At 71.6% G+C, this 17,034-nt stretch carries 13 protein-coding genes; 3 read left to right on the top strand and 10 right to left on the bottom strand.

The annotated features are described in order from the left end of the window. Positions 1–21: 21 nt before the first annotated feature. Positions 22–1,560 carry an amidophosphoribosyltransferase gene (gene purF, locus OH804_RS27160; RefSeq protein ID WP_196920529.1) on the bottom strand — a complete coding sequence of 513 codons (1,539 nt, stop codon included), beginning with the start codon at positions 1,558–1,560 and terminating at the stop codon, positions 22–24. A gap of 168 nt (positions 1,561–1,728) precedes the next feature. After that, complete coding sequence (locus tag OH804_RS27165; RefSeq protein ID WP_307788559.1) at positions 1,729–2,082, bottom strand: sterol carrier family protein; 354 nt, start codon at positions 2,080–2,082, stop codon at positions 1,729–1,731. Positions 2,083–2,243: 161 nt separating this feature from the next. Between OH804_RS27165 and OH804_RS27170 the strand changes: the two genes are divergently transcribed. Next, positions 2,244–4,310: a hypothetical protein gene (locus OH804_RS27170; RefSeq protein ID WP_406060358.1), complete on the top strand. Its 2,067-nt coding sequence runs from the start codon at positions 2,244–2,246 to the stop codon at positions 4,308–4,310. Positions 4,311–4,477: 167 nt separating this feature from the next. On the opposite strand, the gene OH804_RS27175 is transcribed toward OH804_RS27170, so the two are convergent. The 4 genes from OH804_RS27175 to purS all read right to left on the bottom strand — a co-directional run bounded on the left by OH804_RS27175 (position 4,478) and on the right by purS (position 8,906). Further along, positions 4,478–5,269 carry a 2-phosphosulfolactate phosphatase gene (locus OH804_RS27175; RefSeq protein ID WP_372432950.1) on the bottom strand — a complete coding sequence of 264 codons (792 nt, stop codon included), beginning with the start codon at positions 5,267–5,269 and terminating at the stop codon, positions 4,478–4,480. Then, positions 5,238–7,895, bottom strand: coding sequence for a phosphoribosylformylglycinamidine synthase subunit PurL (purL, locus tag OH804_RS27180; RefSeq protein WP_406060361.1), 2,658 nt, complete (start codon positions 7,893–7,895; stop codon positions 5,238–5,240). The genes OH804_RS27175 and purL overlap by 32 nt, the downstream gene beginning before the upstream one ends. A 67-nt stretch (positions 7,896–7,962) precedes the next feature. Further along, the gene (gene purQ, locus OH804_RS27185) at positions 7,963–8,646 is read right to left on the bottom strand and encodes a phosphoribosylformylglycinamidine synthase subunit PurQ (RefSeq protein ID WP_406060363.1); all 684 of its coding nucleotides are present in this window, start codon (positions 8,644–8,646) and stop codon (positions 7,963–7,965) included. Next, positions 8,643–8,906 (bottom strand): phosphoribosylformylglycinamidine synthase subunit PurS, encoded by a 264-nt coding sequence (purS, locus tag OH804_RS27190; protein WP_030491392.1) that lies wholly within the window; start codon positions 8,904–8,906, stop codon positions 8,643–8,645. Before purS ends, purQ begins: the two co-directional genes overlap by 4 nt. A gap of 357 nt (positions 8,907–9,263) precedes the next feature. On the opposite strand from purS, the gene OH804_RS27195 reads away from it, so the two are divergent. Both OH804_RS27195 and OH804_RS27200 read left to right on the top strand, forming a co-directional pair. Then, on the top strand, positions 9,264–9,947 hold the full coding sequence (locus tag OH804_RS27195) for a trypsin-like serine protease (protein WP_196920525.1): 684 nt from the start codon (positions 9,264–9,266) through the stop codon (positions 9,945–9,947). A 24-nt stretch (positions 9,948–9,971) separates the two neighbouring features. After that, a complete protein-coding gene (locus OH804_RS27200; RefSeq protein ID WP_406060365.1) occupies positions 9,972–10,535 on the top strand; it encodes a YbjQ family protein in 564 nt (187 codons plus the stop codon). 80 nt (positions 10,536–10,615) lie between these two features. Here OH804_RS27200 and purB read toward each other — a convergent pair whose 3' ends face one another. From purB to OH804_RS27220, 4 genes are all read right to left on the bottom strand, one after another. Further along, positions 10,616–12,040 (bottom strand): adenylosuccinate lyase, encoded by a 1,425-nt coding sequence (gene purB / locus OH804_RS27205; protein ID WP_196920523.1) that lies wholly within the window; start codon positions 12,038–12,040, stop codon positions 10,616–10,618. 85 nt (positions 12,041–12,125) lie between these two features. Further along, entirely contained in the window at positions 12,126–14,519 is a 2,394-nt protein-coding gene (locus tag OH804_RS27210) for a hypothetical protein (RefSeq protein WP_406060367.1), read from the bottom strand. Further along, the gene (locus OH804_RS27215; protein ID WP_196920521.1) at positions 14,512–15,543 is read right to left on the bottom strand and encodes a glycosyltransferase family 2 protein; all 1,032 of its coding nucleotides are present in this window, start codon (positions 15,541–15,543) and stop codon (positions 14,512–14,514) included. The genes OH804_RS27210 and OH804_RS27215 overlap by 8 nt, the downstream gene beginning before the upstream one ends. A 157-nt stretch (positions 15,544–15,700) precedes the next feature. Next, positions 15,701–16,993 (bottom strand): acetyl-CoA C-acetyltransferase, encoded by a 1,293-nt coding sequence (locus OH804_RS27220; protein WP_406060369.1) that lies wholly within the window; start codon positions 16,991–16,993, stop codon positions 15,701–15,703. Positions 16,994–17,034: the final 41 nt, after the last annotated feature.

A 17,034-nucleotide genomic window follows, 5' to 3' on the forward strand; every position in this document is an offset into this window, starting at 1 on the left:
GCCGGGCCGCGCCGGTTGGTGCTACGGGCGGTTTGCGGTAACGCCACCCGGAGTGGCGACGGACGAGCCGTTGGTGTGCGGGGCCTCCGACGCCGAGTTGGCGACGCGTCGGCCCACCCCTTCGAGCACGTGCTTGCCGATCAGGTTGCCGGCCGGCAACTCGATCGGGTACTCCCCATCGAAACACGCCCGACACAACCGGGTCTTCGGCTGCTCGGTCGCGGCGATCAGACCAGGAAGGGAAACGAAGCCCAGCGTGTCGGCGCCGATGGAGCGCCGGATGCCGTCGTTGTCCAACCCGTTGGCCAGCAGCTCCGCCCGGGTGGCGAAGTCGATGCCGTAGAAGCACGGCCAGCTGACCGGCGGCGAGGAGATCCGGACGTGCACCTCCAGCGCACCCGCCTCACGCAGCATCCGGACGATGGCGCGCTGGGTGTTGCCGCGCACGATCGAATCGTCCACTACCACCAACCGCTTGCCGCGGACGTTCTCCCGCAGCGGGTTGAGCTTGAGCCGGATGCCGAGCTGACGCAGGGTCTGCGACGGCTGGATAAAGGTGCGACCCACGTACGGGTTCTTCATCAGGCCGGCGCCGTAGGTGATGCCGGACGCCTCCGCGTAGCCGATCGCCGCTGGAGTGCCCGACTCGGGCACCGGGATCACCAGGTCGGCCTCGACGGGGTGCTCCTTGGCCAACTGCCGGCCGATCTGCACCCGGGCCGAGTGGATGTTGCGCCCGGCGATCGTGGCGTCCGGGCGGGCGATGTAGACGTACTCGAAGAGGCAACCCTTCGGCTCCGGCGCGGCGAACCGGGTGGAGCGCAGCCCGTTCTCGTCGATAGCGATCAGCTCGCCCGGCTCGACCTCGCGCACCACGCTGGCGCCGACGATGTCCAGTGCGGCCGTCTCGCTGGCGACGACCCAGCCGCGCTCCAGGCGGCCCAGCACCAGCGGGCGGACGCCGTGCGCGTCGCGGGCCGCGTAGAGGGTCGACTCGTCCATGAAGACGAAGCTGAACGCGCCACGCAGCTGCGGCAGCACCTCCATCGCGGCCGCCTCGACCGACAGATCCGGTCGGCTGGCCAGCAGCATCGTCACCAGGGAGGTGTCGTTTGTCGAACCGTCGGCGATGAGGCCGCGCTCGGCGACCTCCTTCTCCAGCTCCGCGGTGTTGACCAGGTTGCCGTTGTGGGCCAGCGCGATTGTCGTGCCGGAGGTGGTCGACCGGATCGTCGGCTGGGCGTTCTCCCAGTTCGACGCGCCGGTGGTGGAGTATCGGGCGTGCCCGATCGCCAGGTGACCACGCAGGCTCGCCAGAGTGGGCTCGTCGAAGACCTGCGCCACCAGGCCGAGGTCCTTGTAGACCACCACGCCGGAGCCATCGCTCACCGCGATGCCCGCCGCCTCCTGGCCGCGGTGCTGGAGGGCGTAGAGGCCGAAGTAGGTCAGATTGGCAACCTCTTCACCGGGGGCCCAGACGCCGAAGACGCCACAGGCATCCTGGGGGCCAGGTCGTTGGGGGTCAAGGTCGTGGCTCAGCCGGCCGTCGCCTCGGGGCACCTACCGCTCCCTCATGCTGGTCTGGACCGGCCGGGCGGGGATCACGGGCGGATCCACTCTCCTCTGCCGGGACCACTGTCGTCGCCTGACAGTGTACGCGAATCGGCGTCAATACAGAAAGTCACGATTCCCCTGCTCACCGTCACGGGGAGTGGGACATCGGGACGACTAGAGGGGCAGATAGGCCGAGAGGTCCGCCCGGTTGCCACTCATCTGGACGCGACCGTCGGTGACCGCCGACGCCCAGTCGACCCTGCCGGTTGCCAGCTCCAACCAGGTGTTCGGGGCCATCTCGACCACGTTTGGTGGATTTCCTCTGGTGTGTCGAGGCCCCGGTACGCACTGGATCGCCCCGTATGGTGGAACGCGCACCTCCACCGATCGGCCGGGGGCGCGCTCCGCGAGGACGGCCAACAGCGACCGGACCGCCTCCCGGAACACCGGCCTTTCGGGTGTACGCCCCTCGTCGAGCGCCGACAACGCGGCCGCAACGGCAGCGGACTTACTGTGCGGAGAGGACACGACGGGACGATACGACCCCCAGGCCAGACACGCGACGCTGGCCCTGGGTCGCGCTCATGCAGTCGGACAAGGCATAGTTGCCGACGGCGTATTCGTACCGTGATGATCCCCGGCCCGGCGCCCCGCCGGTCAGAGGGAAGTCAGCCCGGAAGGCGGTGGACGTGTCAACACACCGACGTGCCTGGAAGCAGCGGGCCGGTGTGGTCGTAGCGCTGGTTGCCGGCGCTCTGCTCGCCGTCCCCGCCACACCAGCAATGGCCGCTCCCAACGTTACAGATGTCTCGGCCTCGCCGAGCAGCGTCGAGGCCGGCAAGACCACGAAGATCAGCTATCGGCTCGCCTTCGAAGACGGTGCCGGGCCTGCGGACATCAGTTTCAGCTCGAGCAGCTCGAAGCTGACCTGTGTTGACGGGTGCTCTCGCGGCCGGGTGACGTCGAGTGGGACCTTCGACGCCACCTTCAAGGCTGCGGATGACGCAGCCAACGGCAGCGCCACGGTCACCGTCAAGGCGACAGACTCCACCGGGGTCGTGAAGCAGACCGAAGAGGCGTCGACCACTGTCACGTTGGTCGCCAAGGCAGCGCCCCCGCCGCAGAACCAGACCGTGCGTTCGATCTCCGGCAAGGTGATCTCACAGGCCGACAGCAAGGCGGTCGCGAACGCGGTGGTCATGCTGCGCGACAGCACCGGCCGGCAGTTCGACACCACCAGCAACGGCAGCGGCGACTTCCGGTTCACCGGCACTAGCGACAAGCCGATCGCACCCGGTCGGATCGACCTGGGCGCGAGCTTCGACAACGTGGTGGCCACCAAGACCATCAACGCCGCCGCCGGGCAGGCCGTCACCGGGCAACGGATCAGCCTCGCGATCAAGGTCGAGGTGACGCCCAGCGCCACCCCGTCCGCCACCCCCGAGGCCACGCCCACCGACGAGGTAACCGAGGAGGGCACCGAAGAGGAGCCCACCGAGGAGGCCAGCCAGGGCGCTCCGGCGAACGCCTCGAACAACGAGGACAGCGGTGGCATCGGCTCGTACATGATCATCTTGCTCGGTGGTCTCCTGGTCGCCGCCGGTGTCGGCACGATCGTGCTGCTCTGGATGAAGCGCAAGGAGAACGGCGACGACGACGACGTTCCGGCGGCCGCCGGTGGTGGCGGTGTGGTGCCACCCTCGCGGGGCGGGTTCCGCGGCCCCGACGACCAGACCCGGGTGGTCGGCGGTCGTCCCGGCGCGGACCCGACCATGGTCGGTGGCGCGGCGCTGAGCGAGGCGCCGACGATGATGCACCGCCCGGTGGTCGACGACGTTCCACCGGACCCGTACGGCGCGCCTGCCCAGGCGTACGGCGGCGCGGGTCAGCAGGGCTGGGGCGGCGCCGGCTACGGCGACGAGCCGGCCCCCGGCGGATATGGTGCCGGCGGCTACGGCAACGCTCCCGCCTCCGGTGGTGGCTACGGCAACGCCCCGGCCTCAGGTGGCGGCTACGGCAACGCTCCCGCCTCGGGTGGGGGCTACGGTGCCCCGGCCGGCGCGGAAGGCGGCTACGGCGCCGGTGCGGCCGGTGACGGTTACGGTGCCGCACCCGGTGGCGGCTACGGCAACGCTCCGGCCTCCGGTGGCGGCTACGGAAACGCACCAGCCTCCGGCGGTGGCTACGGCAGTCGCGACTACGACGCTCCGGGCGGCACCACCGCGTATCCGGCGGCTCCCGCTGGCGGTGCGGCGTACGGCGAGCGGTTCGACGAGCCGACCGGCCGGTACACCGGCGACACCCAGTACCCGGCCCCGGCCGACCCGTACGCCACCGGCGTCTACCAGCCGGAGCAGGGTCAGGGCTACGGCCAGCCCGAGGCCGCCCCGTACGGCGGTCGCGCCGCCGAGCCGACCGCGGGCTACGGCGCTCCGGAGGCGGGCGGGTACGACCAGGGCGGCTACGGCCAACCGGCCGGCGGGTACGACCAGGCCGGCAACTACGGCCAGGAGCCTCCGCAGCAACGCGGCGGCTACGACGACCGGGGCTACGACCAGGGCGGCTACGGCCAACCCGCCGGCGGGTACGACCAGGCCGGCAACTACGGCCAGGAGCCTCCGCAGCAACGCGGCGGCTACGACGACCGGGGCTACGACCAGGGCGGCTACGGCCAGCAGCCCGCCGGGCGGAACCGACCGGAGACCCCGCCGCCGACCGAGCGCGGCGGTCGCCGCCTCGACTGGCTGGACGACTGACCCCACCACAGCTCATGGAAACGGCCACCCGGAGGTATCCGGGTGGCCGTTTCGCTGTCACAAGACCAACCCGACCCGCGCCGATGTTGCCGTTTCGGTCGCCCGTACGGGCGGAATGCCCCCTATGTCGGGGACAGAAAGTGCAAGATCGCGGGATGGGGGCGCGGTCAGGCTGCGGAGAAGACGCCCTGGTGGAGCACCGGCACGACGTTCGACACGCCGATCCGGACGGCGACATCCACGTCCCCGGCGAAGCCGTTCTCGGTCAACTCCCGCCCGGAGACGCTGCCGCGCACGGCGGCGGGCACATCCGGGGTGCTCGCCAGCGCGGCGAGCGCCATGGCCGCCTCCACCGACAGCCCACCCGGCACGCCGGAGAGGGCATCCAGCACCGAGGCGGCGCCGAGCTGGTCCTCCACCGACGGACGCAGTGACCCGTCCGGCCACCGCTCTCCGGAGGCGATCACGCCGATCGGAGCGTCCACAGTGCCGTACCCCTGGCGGCGCAGCCAATGCCCGACGGCGCGTGCGTTGCGCAGGCACGCCGCGACCACCGGCAGGCCGGTGGCGCTGGCGGCGGCGCTGATGGCGGAGCCGTTCGGGGAGGGCAGCACCAGGTCCGCCACCACGGGTGCGCTACTCAACGCGGCCGGCGAGAGCGACCATGGGTGTTCCGCTGTCGTCTGCCGCCGCCCGACAGCAGCTGTCGCGCCGACCCGGACGGCGTACTCGGCGGCCTGCTCACCCCAGGGGAACGGGTGCACCCGCATACCCCGGGCCACCGCCACCTCGACGGCGGTGGTGAACGACAGCACGTCCACCACCACCAGCGCCGCGCAGACCCGGCCGAGCTCGGCCGCCCCGGTCAGACCCCAGTCGAACCGGGCACCCGAACCGGGTTGGCCGTAGACGGCAGCGGCCAACGCCTCAGCGCTCGTCAGGCGACGGCTCGGCGTCACCGGAGTCAGACTCGGGCTGCTCCGACCCGATCGGCTCGACAGCGCCGGTCTCCGGAGACGGCCCCGACGAGGCGATCGGCTCGGAGACCACCTCAGCCGGGTCGAGCGGCTCGGCCGGCGCCACCGGCAGCGGCACGGCCTCGACCGCACCCGCCACACCGGCGGCCGGGGCGGGCACCTCGACGGCCGCCGAGCCCCCGAAGAGTCGCGGCAACGTCTCGGTGTGCGCGGCGCGCAGCTCGTCCAGGCCGATCCGGAACTGGCCGTGCACCTCCAGCGCACCGCCGGTCGGGTCGGTGACGCCGATCAGCTCGAACGGCACGCCCCGCTCGGCGCAGAGCGCCGCGAACGCCTTGTCGTGGCCGCGCGGCACCGACACCAGCGCCCGCGTGGCGGACTCGCTGAACAGGTACACGAACGGCATCGAGCCCTCGGTGAACTGCTCCGGCACCGCGACCCGGGCACCGACGCCCCGACGCAGGCAGGACTCGACCAGGCTCTGGGCGAGGCCACCGTCGGAGAGGTCGTGCGCGGAGGCCAGGTGGCCGACCCGGGCCGCCTCGGCCAGCAGCTCGGCAAGCGCCTTCTCGCGGAGAAGGTCGACCTGCGGCGGAATACCGCCGAGGTGCTCGTGCGTCACCCAGGCCCACTCCGAGCCGGACAGCTCCACGTTCGTCTCGCCGAGCAGGTAGAGCTGGTCGTGGTCGCCACCGGCGCGCGGCACGAAGCCCATCGGCACCCGGTCGGCGACGTTGTCCAGCACACCCAGCACGCCGACCACCGGGGTCGGGTGGATGGCCGCCGCGCCGGTCTGGTTGTAGAAGCTGACATTGCCGCCGGTCACCGGGATGCCCAGCTCCAGGCAGCCGTCCGCCAGGCCGCGCACGGCCTCGGCGAACTGCCACATCACGCCCGGATCCTCCGGCGAGCCGAAGTTGAGGCAGTCGGTAACGGCGATCGGCTTCGCGCCGGTCACCGCCACGTTCCGGTACGCCTCGGCCAGGGCCAGCTTGGTCCCGTTGTACGGGTCGAGTCGGGCGTACCGGCCGTTGCCGTCCACCGACAGCGCCACGCCGAGGCCGGTCCGCTCGTCGATCCGGATCACGCCGCCGTCCTCCGGCTGGGCGAGCACCGTGTTGCCCAGCACGTAGCGGTCGTACTGCTCGGTGACCCAGGACTTGTCGGCCAGGTTGGGCGACGCGATCATGCGCAGCACGGTCTCCCGCAGCGCCTCCGGGTCGGCCGGGCGGGGAAGCGTCTCGGCCCGGTCGGCCTGGAGCAGGATCAGGTCGGCCGGCTCGCGCATCGGCCGGGCGTAGACCGGGCCGTCGTCGACAAGCGAACCCGGCGGCACGTCGACGACCAGGTGGTCCTGCCAGGTGATCAGCAGTCGACCCGGACGGCCGTCCGGCTCCGGTGCGGTGACCTCACCGATCGCGGTGGCGAGGACGCCCCACTTCTCGCAGGTCTTGAGCACCGCGTCGAGCTTGTCCGGCTCGACGACGAGCAGCATCCGCTCCTGCGACTCGCTGGCCAGGATCTCGTGCGGGTCCATCGAGGGCTCGCGCAGCGGCACGCGCTCCAGCCAGACCCGCATGCCGGTGCCGGCGGCGGCGGCGGTCTCGGTGAGCGCGCAGGTCAGGCCGGCGCCGCCGAGGTCCTGGATGCCGACGACCAGTTGGCCGTCGTACAGCTCGAGGCACGCCTCGATCAGCAGCTTCTCGGTGAACGGGTCACCGACCTGCACGGCGGGGCGGCGCGCCTCGCTGCCCTCGTCGAAGGTGGCGCTGGCCAGCACCGACACGCCACCGATGCCGTCCCGGCCGGTCTTGGCACCCATCAGCACGACAACGTTGCCCGGGCCGGCGGCGGCCTTGTTCTGCAGCCGCTCGACCGGCAACACGCCCAGGCAGAGCGCGTTGAGCAGCGGGTTGCCCTGGTAGGAGGGGTCGAAGACCAGCTCGCCACCGATGTTGGGCAGGCCGAGGCAGTTGCCGTAGCCGCCGACGCCGGCGACCACGCCGGTGAGCACCCGGGCGGTGTCCGGGTGGTCCGCGGCGCCGAAGCGCAGCGGGTCCATCACCGCGACCGGGCGGGCGCCCATGGCGAGGATGTCCCGGACGATGCCGCCGACGCCGGTGGCCGCGCCCTGGTACGGCTCGACGAAGCTCGGGTGGTTGTGCGACTCGACCTTGAAGGTCACCGCCAGCTCGTCGGACACCTGCACCACACCGGCGTTCTCACCGATGCCGGCGAGCATCCGGTCGCTGTGCGGGGCCTTCTCGCCGAACTGCCGCAGGTGCACCTTGCTCGACTTGTAGGAGCAGTGCTCGCTCCACATGATCGAGTACATGGCGAGCTCGGACTGGGTGGGCCGGCGGTCGAGGATCTGCCGGATCCGGTCGTACTCGTCGTCCCGCAGGCCCAGCTCGGTGTACGGCTGAAGCTCGCCCGGGGTGCCACCGGCGCGCGGCACGGTGTCCACGCCCTCGGTCCACACGGCGGCGGCCGGCTGGGCGGGGGCGGTCGCCGGTGCGACCGGCTGCGCCGGGCTCGGCTCGGCCGGCTGCGCCGGGGCGGAGTACGCCTCCGGTGTGTCGCGTACCGGGTCCGGATGGGTGGTCATGACCTCTCCTCGCTGCGCTCGCGCCCGCCGGGCCGGCGGTTGAGCTGACCGATGATCGTCTCGCCGGTCACGCCGGCGTCCCCACCAGGTGCTTGAGGACCGAAGTGAAGAAGCCGAGGCCGTCCAGCGAAGGGCCGGTGAGCGCCTCCACCGCGTGCTCGGGGTGCGGCATGATGCCGACCACGTTGCCGGCGGCGTTGGTGATCGCGGCGATGTCGCGCTGGGACCCGTTGGGGTTACCGCCGACGTAGCGGGCGACGACTCGACCCTCGGCCTCGAGCTGGTCCAGCGTCGCGGTGTCCGCGACGTAGCAGCCCTCGCCGTTCTTCACCGGGATGAGCACTTCCTGGCCGGGCTGGAACGCGTTGGTCCACGCGGTCCCGACCGACTCGATGCGCAGGACCTGGTCCCGGTTGCGGAAGTGCAGGTGCTGGTTGCGGGTGAGCGCGCCGGGCAGCAGGTGCGCCTCGCACAGGATCTGGAAACCGTTGCAGATGCCGAGCACCGGCAGACCACCCCGGGCGGCGTCCACGATCGTCTCCATCACCGGGGCGAACCGGGCGATGGCACCGCAGCGCAGGTAGTCACCGTAGGAGAAACCGCCGGGCAGGACGACGGCGTCGACGCCGTGCAGCTCCGGGTCGCCGTGCCAGAGCCGGACCGGCTCAGCGCCGGCGATCCGGACGGCCCGGGCCGCGTCCCCGTCGTCGAGCGAGCCGGGGAAGGTGACGACACCGACCCGGGCGGTCACGAGCGGGCGTCCGCGGTCTCGTCGGCCTCGACCAGGCGGACGGTGAAGTCCTCGATGACCGGGTTGGCGAGCAGTTTGTCGGCAATTTCCCGAGCGCGGTCCAGGTCCGGTTCACCGGTGAACTCGATCTCGATCCGCCTGCCGATCCGAACCGAGGCGACGTCACCGACGCCGAGCCGGGGCAGCGCGTTTGCGACGGCCTGGCCCTGCGGATCGAGGATCTCGGGCTTGAGCATGACGTCGACGACGACGCGAGGCACTGGGCACTCCTGACTGTGTACGCAGTTGGGTGCCGACCCACAATGGGCGAGCGCAGCCAGCGTACCTGGCAGATATCGCCGCGGACGCACCGGCCGGGTGCAGTCCAGGCAGTGATCGACATTACCGACGCCCACTGTGACCCGTCAGGCGCTACAGGTGGTCTCAGCAGGGCTTATACGGCGCAACAGGTGGCCAAATCGTTACATTGGCCAACCTCGATCAGATCCTTGATAACGGCCGCGTCGGGCCCTACTGTACATCGACGTAAGTCGATTCAGGCGCTCGCGGGAACCCCCGCTGCCGTCCCCCACCCGCACCCGGCGATCCCGGGCCGCCCCGTCCAAGGAGTCCACCCGATGCGCATCCGCCCCCTGCTCGTCGTACTCAGCACCGCACTGGTCGGCGCCCTCGGCGTCACGTCCGCCGCATCCGCCGCCCCAGCCGGCCCGCAGCCCATCATCGGCGGCGGCACCGTCTCGTCCGCGCCCTGGGCCGCCGCGGTGCTCAGCAACGGCTCGTTCACCTGCTCCGGCAGCGTCATCGCCGCGCAGTGGGTGCTCACCGCCCGGCACTGCATCAGCGGCACCATGTCGGTGCGCGTCGGCAGCGTGAACCGCACCTCCGGCGGGGTCACCCGCACGGTCAGCGCCACCTACACCCGCAACGACCTCGCGCTCATGCGACTCTCCAGCACCGTCAGCACCTCCACTGTGAGCCTGGCCAGCAGCAACCCGCCGATCAACTCGACGAACTCGATCTACGGCTGGGGCATGACCTGCTACAGCGGCTGCTCGGCGTCCACCGTGCTGAAGACCGCCACCGTCCGGGTCACCAGCAACAGCGCCACCGACGCGTACGGCGGCCAGGCGATCCGCAGCACCCGGATCAACGGCAACGCCTGGCGCGGCGACTCCGGCGGCCCGCAGTTCTACAACGGCCAGCAGGTCGGCGTCGCCTCCACCGCCGACGGGTCGAGCATCCAGAACTACGGCAGCGTTGCGTACAACCGGGCCTGGATCACCTCGGTGGCCGGTGTCTGACGGTTAGCGCCCGGCTCGGCGCGGATGGTCGGCCGCGTGCCGGCCGTCCGCGCCGCGTGGTTTTGCAGCATCCGATCAGGTGAACAATGCACACGATCGGGTCGCGCCACTCCTGACAGCATCGGAACCGTGCTGGTCGTGACGACAGAGCAACTGCCCGGCTACGAGATCCGCCAGATTCTCGGTGAGGTGGTGTCATCGATGGCCAGGACACGCAACCCGTACCGCGAGGGTGTGAAGAACCTGCGCGGTGGCGCGTACGACCCGATGGCCCCGGACAACCTGACCCGGTGGCGCACGGACTCGGTGGCCCGCCTCGGCGAGGAGGCCCTGCGGCTCGGTGCGAACGCGGTGATCGGCATGCGGTTCGACAGCCGGGACTGCGGCGAGATGTGGATGGAGATCTGTGCGTACGGGACGGCAGTGGTCGCCGTACCCAAGATGCCCGAGGTCATGCCGGCCGACCAGCCAGCGGTAGCCGCGGAAACCGCGGAAATCGCGGGCATCACCGAGGCTCCCGGCGGCATCGCCGAACCGGCCAGCGCCCCCAACCTGAGAACCGCCGCCGAAACCGCAACCGGCGAATAACGCCGAGGTCGATCATGAGGTTGACCGGCGGTTTAGAGCTCGTGCGGCCCGCCAACCTCATGATCGACGGCAACGGTGGGTTAGAGGATGGGGGGTGGGGAGTAGGTTGCGGCTTCGGGGTGGGCTTCCACCACGGTCGTGATGCGGCTGGTTACCGCTGCCACCTGGGCCTGGGCGGCGCCCACGAAGGCGTTGCGGTCGGCGACCAGGGTGTCGATGTCGGCGCGGGACAGGCCGAGTCGGCCGTCCGCCGCCAGGCGGTCGAAGAGGTCGTTCTCCGGTGAGCCCTTCTCACGCATCGCCAGCGCCACAGCGACCGCGTGCTCCTTGATCACCTCGTGGGCGACCTCCCGGCCGACGCCCCGCCGGACCGCCGCTACCAGGATCTTCGTGGTGGCCAGGAACGGCAGGAAGCGCTCCAGCTCCCGGTTGATCACCGCCGGGTACGAGCCGAACTCGTCGAGCACGGTGAGGAACGTCTGGAACAGCCCGTCGGCGGCGAAGAACGCGTCCGGCAGTGCCACCCGCCGGACCACCGAGCAGGACACGTCCCCCTCGTTCCACTGGTCACCGGCCAGCTCGCCGACCATCGACAGGTAACCCCGGATGATCACGGCGAAGCCGTTCACCCGCTCCGAGGAGCGCGTGTTCATCTTGTGCGGCATCGCGCTGGAGCCGACCTGGCCCGGCTTGAAGCCCTCGGTCGCCAACTCCTGACCGACCATCAACCGGATCGTGGTGGCCAGCGACGACGGCGCCGCGGCGGTCTGGGCCAGCGCGGCCAGCACGTCGAAGTCGAGCGAGCGCGGGTAGACCTGCCCGACGCTGTCCAGCACCCGGGAGAAGCCCAGGTGCTCGGCGACCCGCCGCTCCAACTCGGCCACCTTGTCGGCGTCGCCGTCGAAGAGGTCGAGCTGGTCGGCGGCCGTGCCGACCGGTCCCTTGATCCCCCGCAGCGGGTAGCGGGCGATCAGCTCCTCCAGCCGCTCGTACGCGATCAGCAGCTCCTCCGCCGCCGACGCGAAGCGCTTGCCCAGCGTGGTGGCCTGCGCCGCCACGTTGTGCGAACGGCCGGTCATGACCAGCTCGGAGTGCTCGTGGGCCAGCCAGGCCAACCGGGCGAGGGTGGCCACCACCCGGTCGCGGATCAGCTCCAGCGAGGCGCGCACCTGAAGCTGCTCGACGTTCTCGGTGAGGTCCCGTGAGGTCATCCCCTTGTGCACGTGCTCGTGCCCGGCGAGCGCGCTGAACTCCTCGATCCGGGCCTTCACGTCGTGCCGGGTGACCCGCTCCCGCTCGGCGATCGAGGCGAGGTCGACCTGGTCGAGCACCCGCTCGTACGCCTCGACCACGCCGTCCGGCACCGGCACGCCCAGGTCACGCTGAGCGCGGAGCACGGCGAGCCAGAGCCGCCGTTCCATCCTGACCTTCTCCTCCGGGGACCAGAGGGCGACCAGTTCGGGCGAGGCGTACCGGTTGGCCAGCACGTTGGGGATCGTCGTCACGTACCTCATTGTCCCGCACCCGCTGGTCGGGAGCGGGACCGGGCCGGGCCTCGGACGCCGGGACCGGGCCGGGGTGCTCGGGCGGTCAGGGCCGGTTCAGCTCGTAGACGGTGACCGGACCGGCGACCAGTCGGACCTGGGCCAGCCCGGCCAACTCCGCCGACACCGCACCCGCCCTGGTGTCGGCGAACAGCCACCGGACCCCGTGCTCGTTGCGGAGCCGGTCCAGGTCGGCCCGGGTCGGCGCGCTGAACACCCCGTCGTTGAGCGCGAGCAGCGCCTGGTCGGGGAAACTCTGTCGGGCGTACCCCAGGCCCTCGACGCCGTGCGCGGCCACTACCGCGTCGGTGTAGGCCCAGCTCTCCACCACAGTGCGGTGCCCGCCCAGGCCGGTCACCCAGAACGCACGGGCGTCGCAGTGCGGGGTGGTCCGCACCGGCCGGCAGTGCACGTTGGTGGCGACCACGTCGTCGTCGGCGGCGTTGTCGTCAAGCCACAGCGCCGCGCGCATCTCGTCGGCGGTCAGCGCGTACGGCTGCGGCCCGGTCGCCCGCACCGGCTCGGTCAGCACCGAGCGGACGGTACCGCCCACGGCGACGGCGGCGCTGGCACCGAGCATCGCCGCGGTGACCCCGGCCAGGGCGATCGTCGCCGTCCGCCGACGACGTGCCGAGCCGTCCGCCGGCACCGGTGCCGGGACGCGGCGTCGCCACAGGGCGGCCACCCCGACGGCGAGCGCGGCGGCCACCGCCACGAACAGCACGTACCGGGCCGCTGACAGACCCAGCACCCGCAGCCATCCCTCGATCGTCGAGGTGGTGGGGGTGCCGGGACGGCTGATCCTGGGCACGGTGAAACCCGCAAGCGTGCCGGCCGTGGCGAGCCCCGCCAGCACGCCGGCCACGGCGGGCACCACAAGCACCGGCCAGGGCGCTCGGGCCTGGGCGAGGGACCAGGTGGTCAGCACGACGCCGAGCGGGATGACACCCATCCAGAAGTAGATCTGACTGATCGACGGGTGCTGGAACACCCAGGTGGTGGCCGCTCCGGCCAGGACCGTGCCGGCGAGCAGCCAGACGGCCGGGTCGGCCCGGTGCCCACCGTCGACGAGCAGGCTCATGCCCACCCATCGGGGCGCCTGACCCAGCACCCACCAGGCGACCACGGCGAACGCCAGCAGCCACCCGAGAAAACCGCCGTCGTTGATGCCCGGCGGCAGCGGCGCACTCGGCCAGATTCCGTCACCCGGCCCGAGGGTCTCGGCGTACGGGGCGATGAAGTGCAGCATCGCCAACGCCTGCAGGCGCAGCGTGCCGGCTCCGCCACCGGCGAACAGCCGGAAGCCGAGCGCCATCGCCGCCACGAGGCAGGCCAGCGCGGTCAGGGCGGGTCGCGGGATCTGGCGCTTCCGCCACCAGAACACGACGGCGGTGAGACCCAGGCCGGCGATCACCGGCGGCAACGCGCTGGACTTCGCACCCGCACAGACCAGCCCGAGCGCGGGAACCAGCGGCCAGGCCGGGCCGAGGGAACGCCCCCGGACCACGTCGACGATGAGCCCGGCGAGCAGCAGCAACGGAACCAGCACGTACGTCTGGGAGGGGCTGGCGTACGACAGCGGCATCTCGCCGGAGACGCCCACCGGCGCACCGAGCGTGACCCCCGCTCCGATGAAGGCGGCGAGGGCGGCCACCGGGCCGGTCCAGACGGCACCACTCAGGTCGCGGGCGAGCCCGGCCGCGAGCAGCACCGCGGTTGCGACCACCGGCACCAGCCAGAGTCGTAGCAGCACCACCGCCGGAGAGATTCCGGTGATCATGCTGCCGCTGGCGACGTGCGCGTCGGACAGGTAGTGGTAGCGCAGCGCCTCCCCGGCGACGTGCGGCAACTCGAACGGCATCGCCCGGGTCAGCTCCTGCACCAGACCCAGGTGGTAGAGCACATCCTGGTAGTAGCCGCCGGACACCGGAGGCAGCGGGACCGTTCGCCACTGGGTGTATCCCCAGGCCAGCACCACCAGCAGCGCCGCGCCCATTCCCCAGTGCCAGGCGAGCGGCAGCGGACGGCGCTCGCCGACCCGCCAGTGCCGGCGCAGCCCGGGGACGGCGGCGAACGCCACGAGGACGGGCAGCGGCCACCACCGCAGCAGGGACTGCTGACCGGTCGCCGCGGCCAACGCCCAGGCCATGATCTCCAGCAGCAGGCCGGTGGCCGCGCCGTAGCCGAGGTCCTCCGGGAGGTTGCCCCGGCTGCCGCGCAGCGCCCGGTGCACCAGGGTCCCGGGGAGCACCAACGCGAGGGCCCAGTACGCGGAGAACCGCGCCAGGTCCGGGGCGGGCACACCGCCGCGGGACCAGACCACGAGCAGCGCGGCGATCACGAGCAGCCACGGGAGCGTGCTGAGGACCGGCAGGAGAGCGTTTCGGCGCGACGCCGGCGCCGGGGTGTCGACCCGCTCGGCGAGAAGGAGGTCAGCCACGGACGCCGACCGCCGAATCGAAGCTCGGCGTACGGGCGGCGTCATCGCCCCGGGCGACCGGCTGCGCGTCCGGGACCTCGTCCCGGGAGTCGAACCCGATGTGGAACGCGGGCCGGTTCTGCACCGTGGCGTAGATCCGTCCGACGTACTCGCCCAGCAGGCCGAGGCAGACCAACTGCACCCCACTGAGCAGCAGCACCGCGACGAACATCGAGGTCCAGCCGGGGATGGTGGTGCCGGAGACGTGGGCGAACATACCGAACAAGATCAACGCAAGGCAGAGCAGGAAGCTCGACATGCCCAGCCAGGTGGCCAGGCGCAGTGGCGCGGCGGAGAAGTTCGCAGTGCTCTCCCAGGCCAGGGCCACCATCCGGCGCAGCGGATACTTCGTCTCGCCGGCGGCGCGGGCCTCGCGGTCGTAGCGCACCTCGGCGCTGGGAAAGCCGAGCGACGGCACCAGCAGCCGGTAGACCGGGGCGCGTTCGGGCAGCCGACGCAGGACCTCGATCACGTCCCGGCTGAGCAACCGGAAGTCGCCAGCCTGGGCGGGCAGGTCGACGCCGACGAGCCGGCGCATCGCCCAGTAGTAGCCACGGGCGGTGTTGCGCTTGAAGACCGTGTCGGTGCTGCGGTCGGCGCGGACGCCGTAGACCACATCCACCCCGTCCTCGCGGGCCACCCGGAGCATCTCGGCGATGGTCTCCGGCGGATCCTGGAGATCGGCGTCGAGGCTGACCACCCACTGGCCGACGGCCCGGTGCAGGCCGGCGGTCAACGCCGCCTGGTGGCCGCTGTTGCGCCGCAGCCGGAGCACCCGCAACTGCGGCCAGTCCCGGCCGTGGTCGAAGAGCACCGACACGGTGTCGTCGCGGCTGCCGTCGTCGACGGCGACCACCTCGTAGTCGACGCCGAGCGCGTCGAGCACCGGCCGCAGCCGGGCGACGAGCGCCGGAATGACAGCGGTCTCATTGAACATCGGGATGACCACCGAGAGGGTGGTCGTCCGTGGGAGGACGGACTCCATGGTGTTACGGCCCCGTTCCGCACGCAGGAGTGATCGAACCGCGCCTGTAGCGCGGCAACGATCACCGTCGCGTGGTAAACCCTCCACCAGCGGGCCAACTTCTGAACGGTCCGTTAACGCCTGCTGGCGGTCACCCCGGTAAGGGACGATCCCGCGTTCAACGCTCCAGGATGGCGGTCACGCCCTGACCACCGGCGGCGCAGATGGAGATCAGCCCGCGACCGCTGCCCCGCTCGGCCAGCAGCTTCGCCAGGGTCGCCACGATCCGCCCGCCGGTGGCGGCGAAAGGGTGCCCGGCGGCCAGCGACGAGCCGTTGACGTTGAGCCGGTCGGTGTCGATCGAACCCAGCGGCGCGTCCAGGCCGAGCCGGTCCTTGCAGAACTCCGGTGACTCCCAGGCGGCGAGGGTGGCCAGCACCTGCGACGCGAACGCCTCGTGGATCTCGTAGTAGTCGAAGTCCTGCAACGTCAGCCCGGCGCGGGCCAGCATTCGGGGCACCGCGTACGCGGGTGCCATCAGCAGTCCCTCGTCGCCGTGCACGAAGTCCACCGCCGCCGTCTCCGACCAGCTGAACCAGGCCAGTACGGGCAGGTGGTGCGCCGCCGCCCACTCCTCGCTGGCCAGCAGCACCGTGGACGCGCCGTCGGTGAGGGGCGACGAGTTGCCGGCGGTCATGGTGGCCTGTTCGGCGTCCGGGCCGCGGGTGCCGAAGACCGGCTTCAGCGAACCGAGCTTCTCCAGGCTGGTGTCCGGGCGCAGGTTCGCATCTCGGGTGAGCCCCAGGTAGGGCGTCATCAGGTCGTCGAAGAAACCCCTGTCGTACGCGGCGGCGAGGCGCTGGTGTGAGCGCAGTGCCAGCTCGTCCTGGGCGCGTCGGTCGATCTGCCAGCGCACTGCGGTGCGGGCGGCGTGGTCGCCCATGGACAGCCCGGTGCGCGGCTCGGCGTTGCGGGGGATCTCCGGCTTGAACGGCTGGAGTGGGCGCAGCTTCGCCGCGATCTTGAGCCGTTCGCCCAGCGTACGGGCCGAGTTGAGCTTGAGCAGCGTGCGGCGCATCTCCTCGTTGACGGCGAGCGGGGCGTCGGAGGTGGTGTCGACACCGCCGGCGATGCCCACGTCGAGCTGGCCGAGGGCGATCTTGTTGGCGACCAGGATCGTCGCCTCCAGACCGGTGCCGCACGCCTGCTGGATGTCGTACGCCGGGGTGTGTGGGTCGAGCCGGGAGCCGAGGACCACCTCGCGGGTGAGGTTGAAGTCGCGGGAGTGCTTGAGCACCGCACCTGTCACCACCTCGCCGACGCGCTGCCCGGCCAACCCGTAGCGGGCGATCAGGCCGTCGAGCGCCGCGCCGAGCAGGTCCGCGTTGGACGCGTCCGCGTAGCGGGAGTTGGAACGGGCGAAGGGGATGCGGTTGCCCCCGATGACCGCGACCCGCCGGATGCTCTGCACGATCCGCCTCCTCGACATGTGTTGCTCGAACCCTACTCGCC

This window comes from Micromonospora sp. NBC_00860 (assembly GCF_045207375.1).
Taxonomy (GTDB): Bacteria; Actinomycetota; Actinomycetes; order Mycobacteriales; family Micromonosporaceae; genus Micromonospora; species Micromonospora vinacea.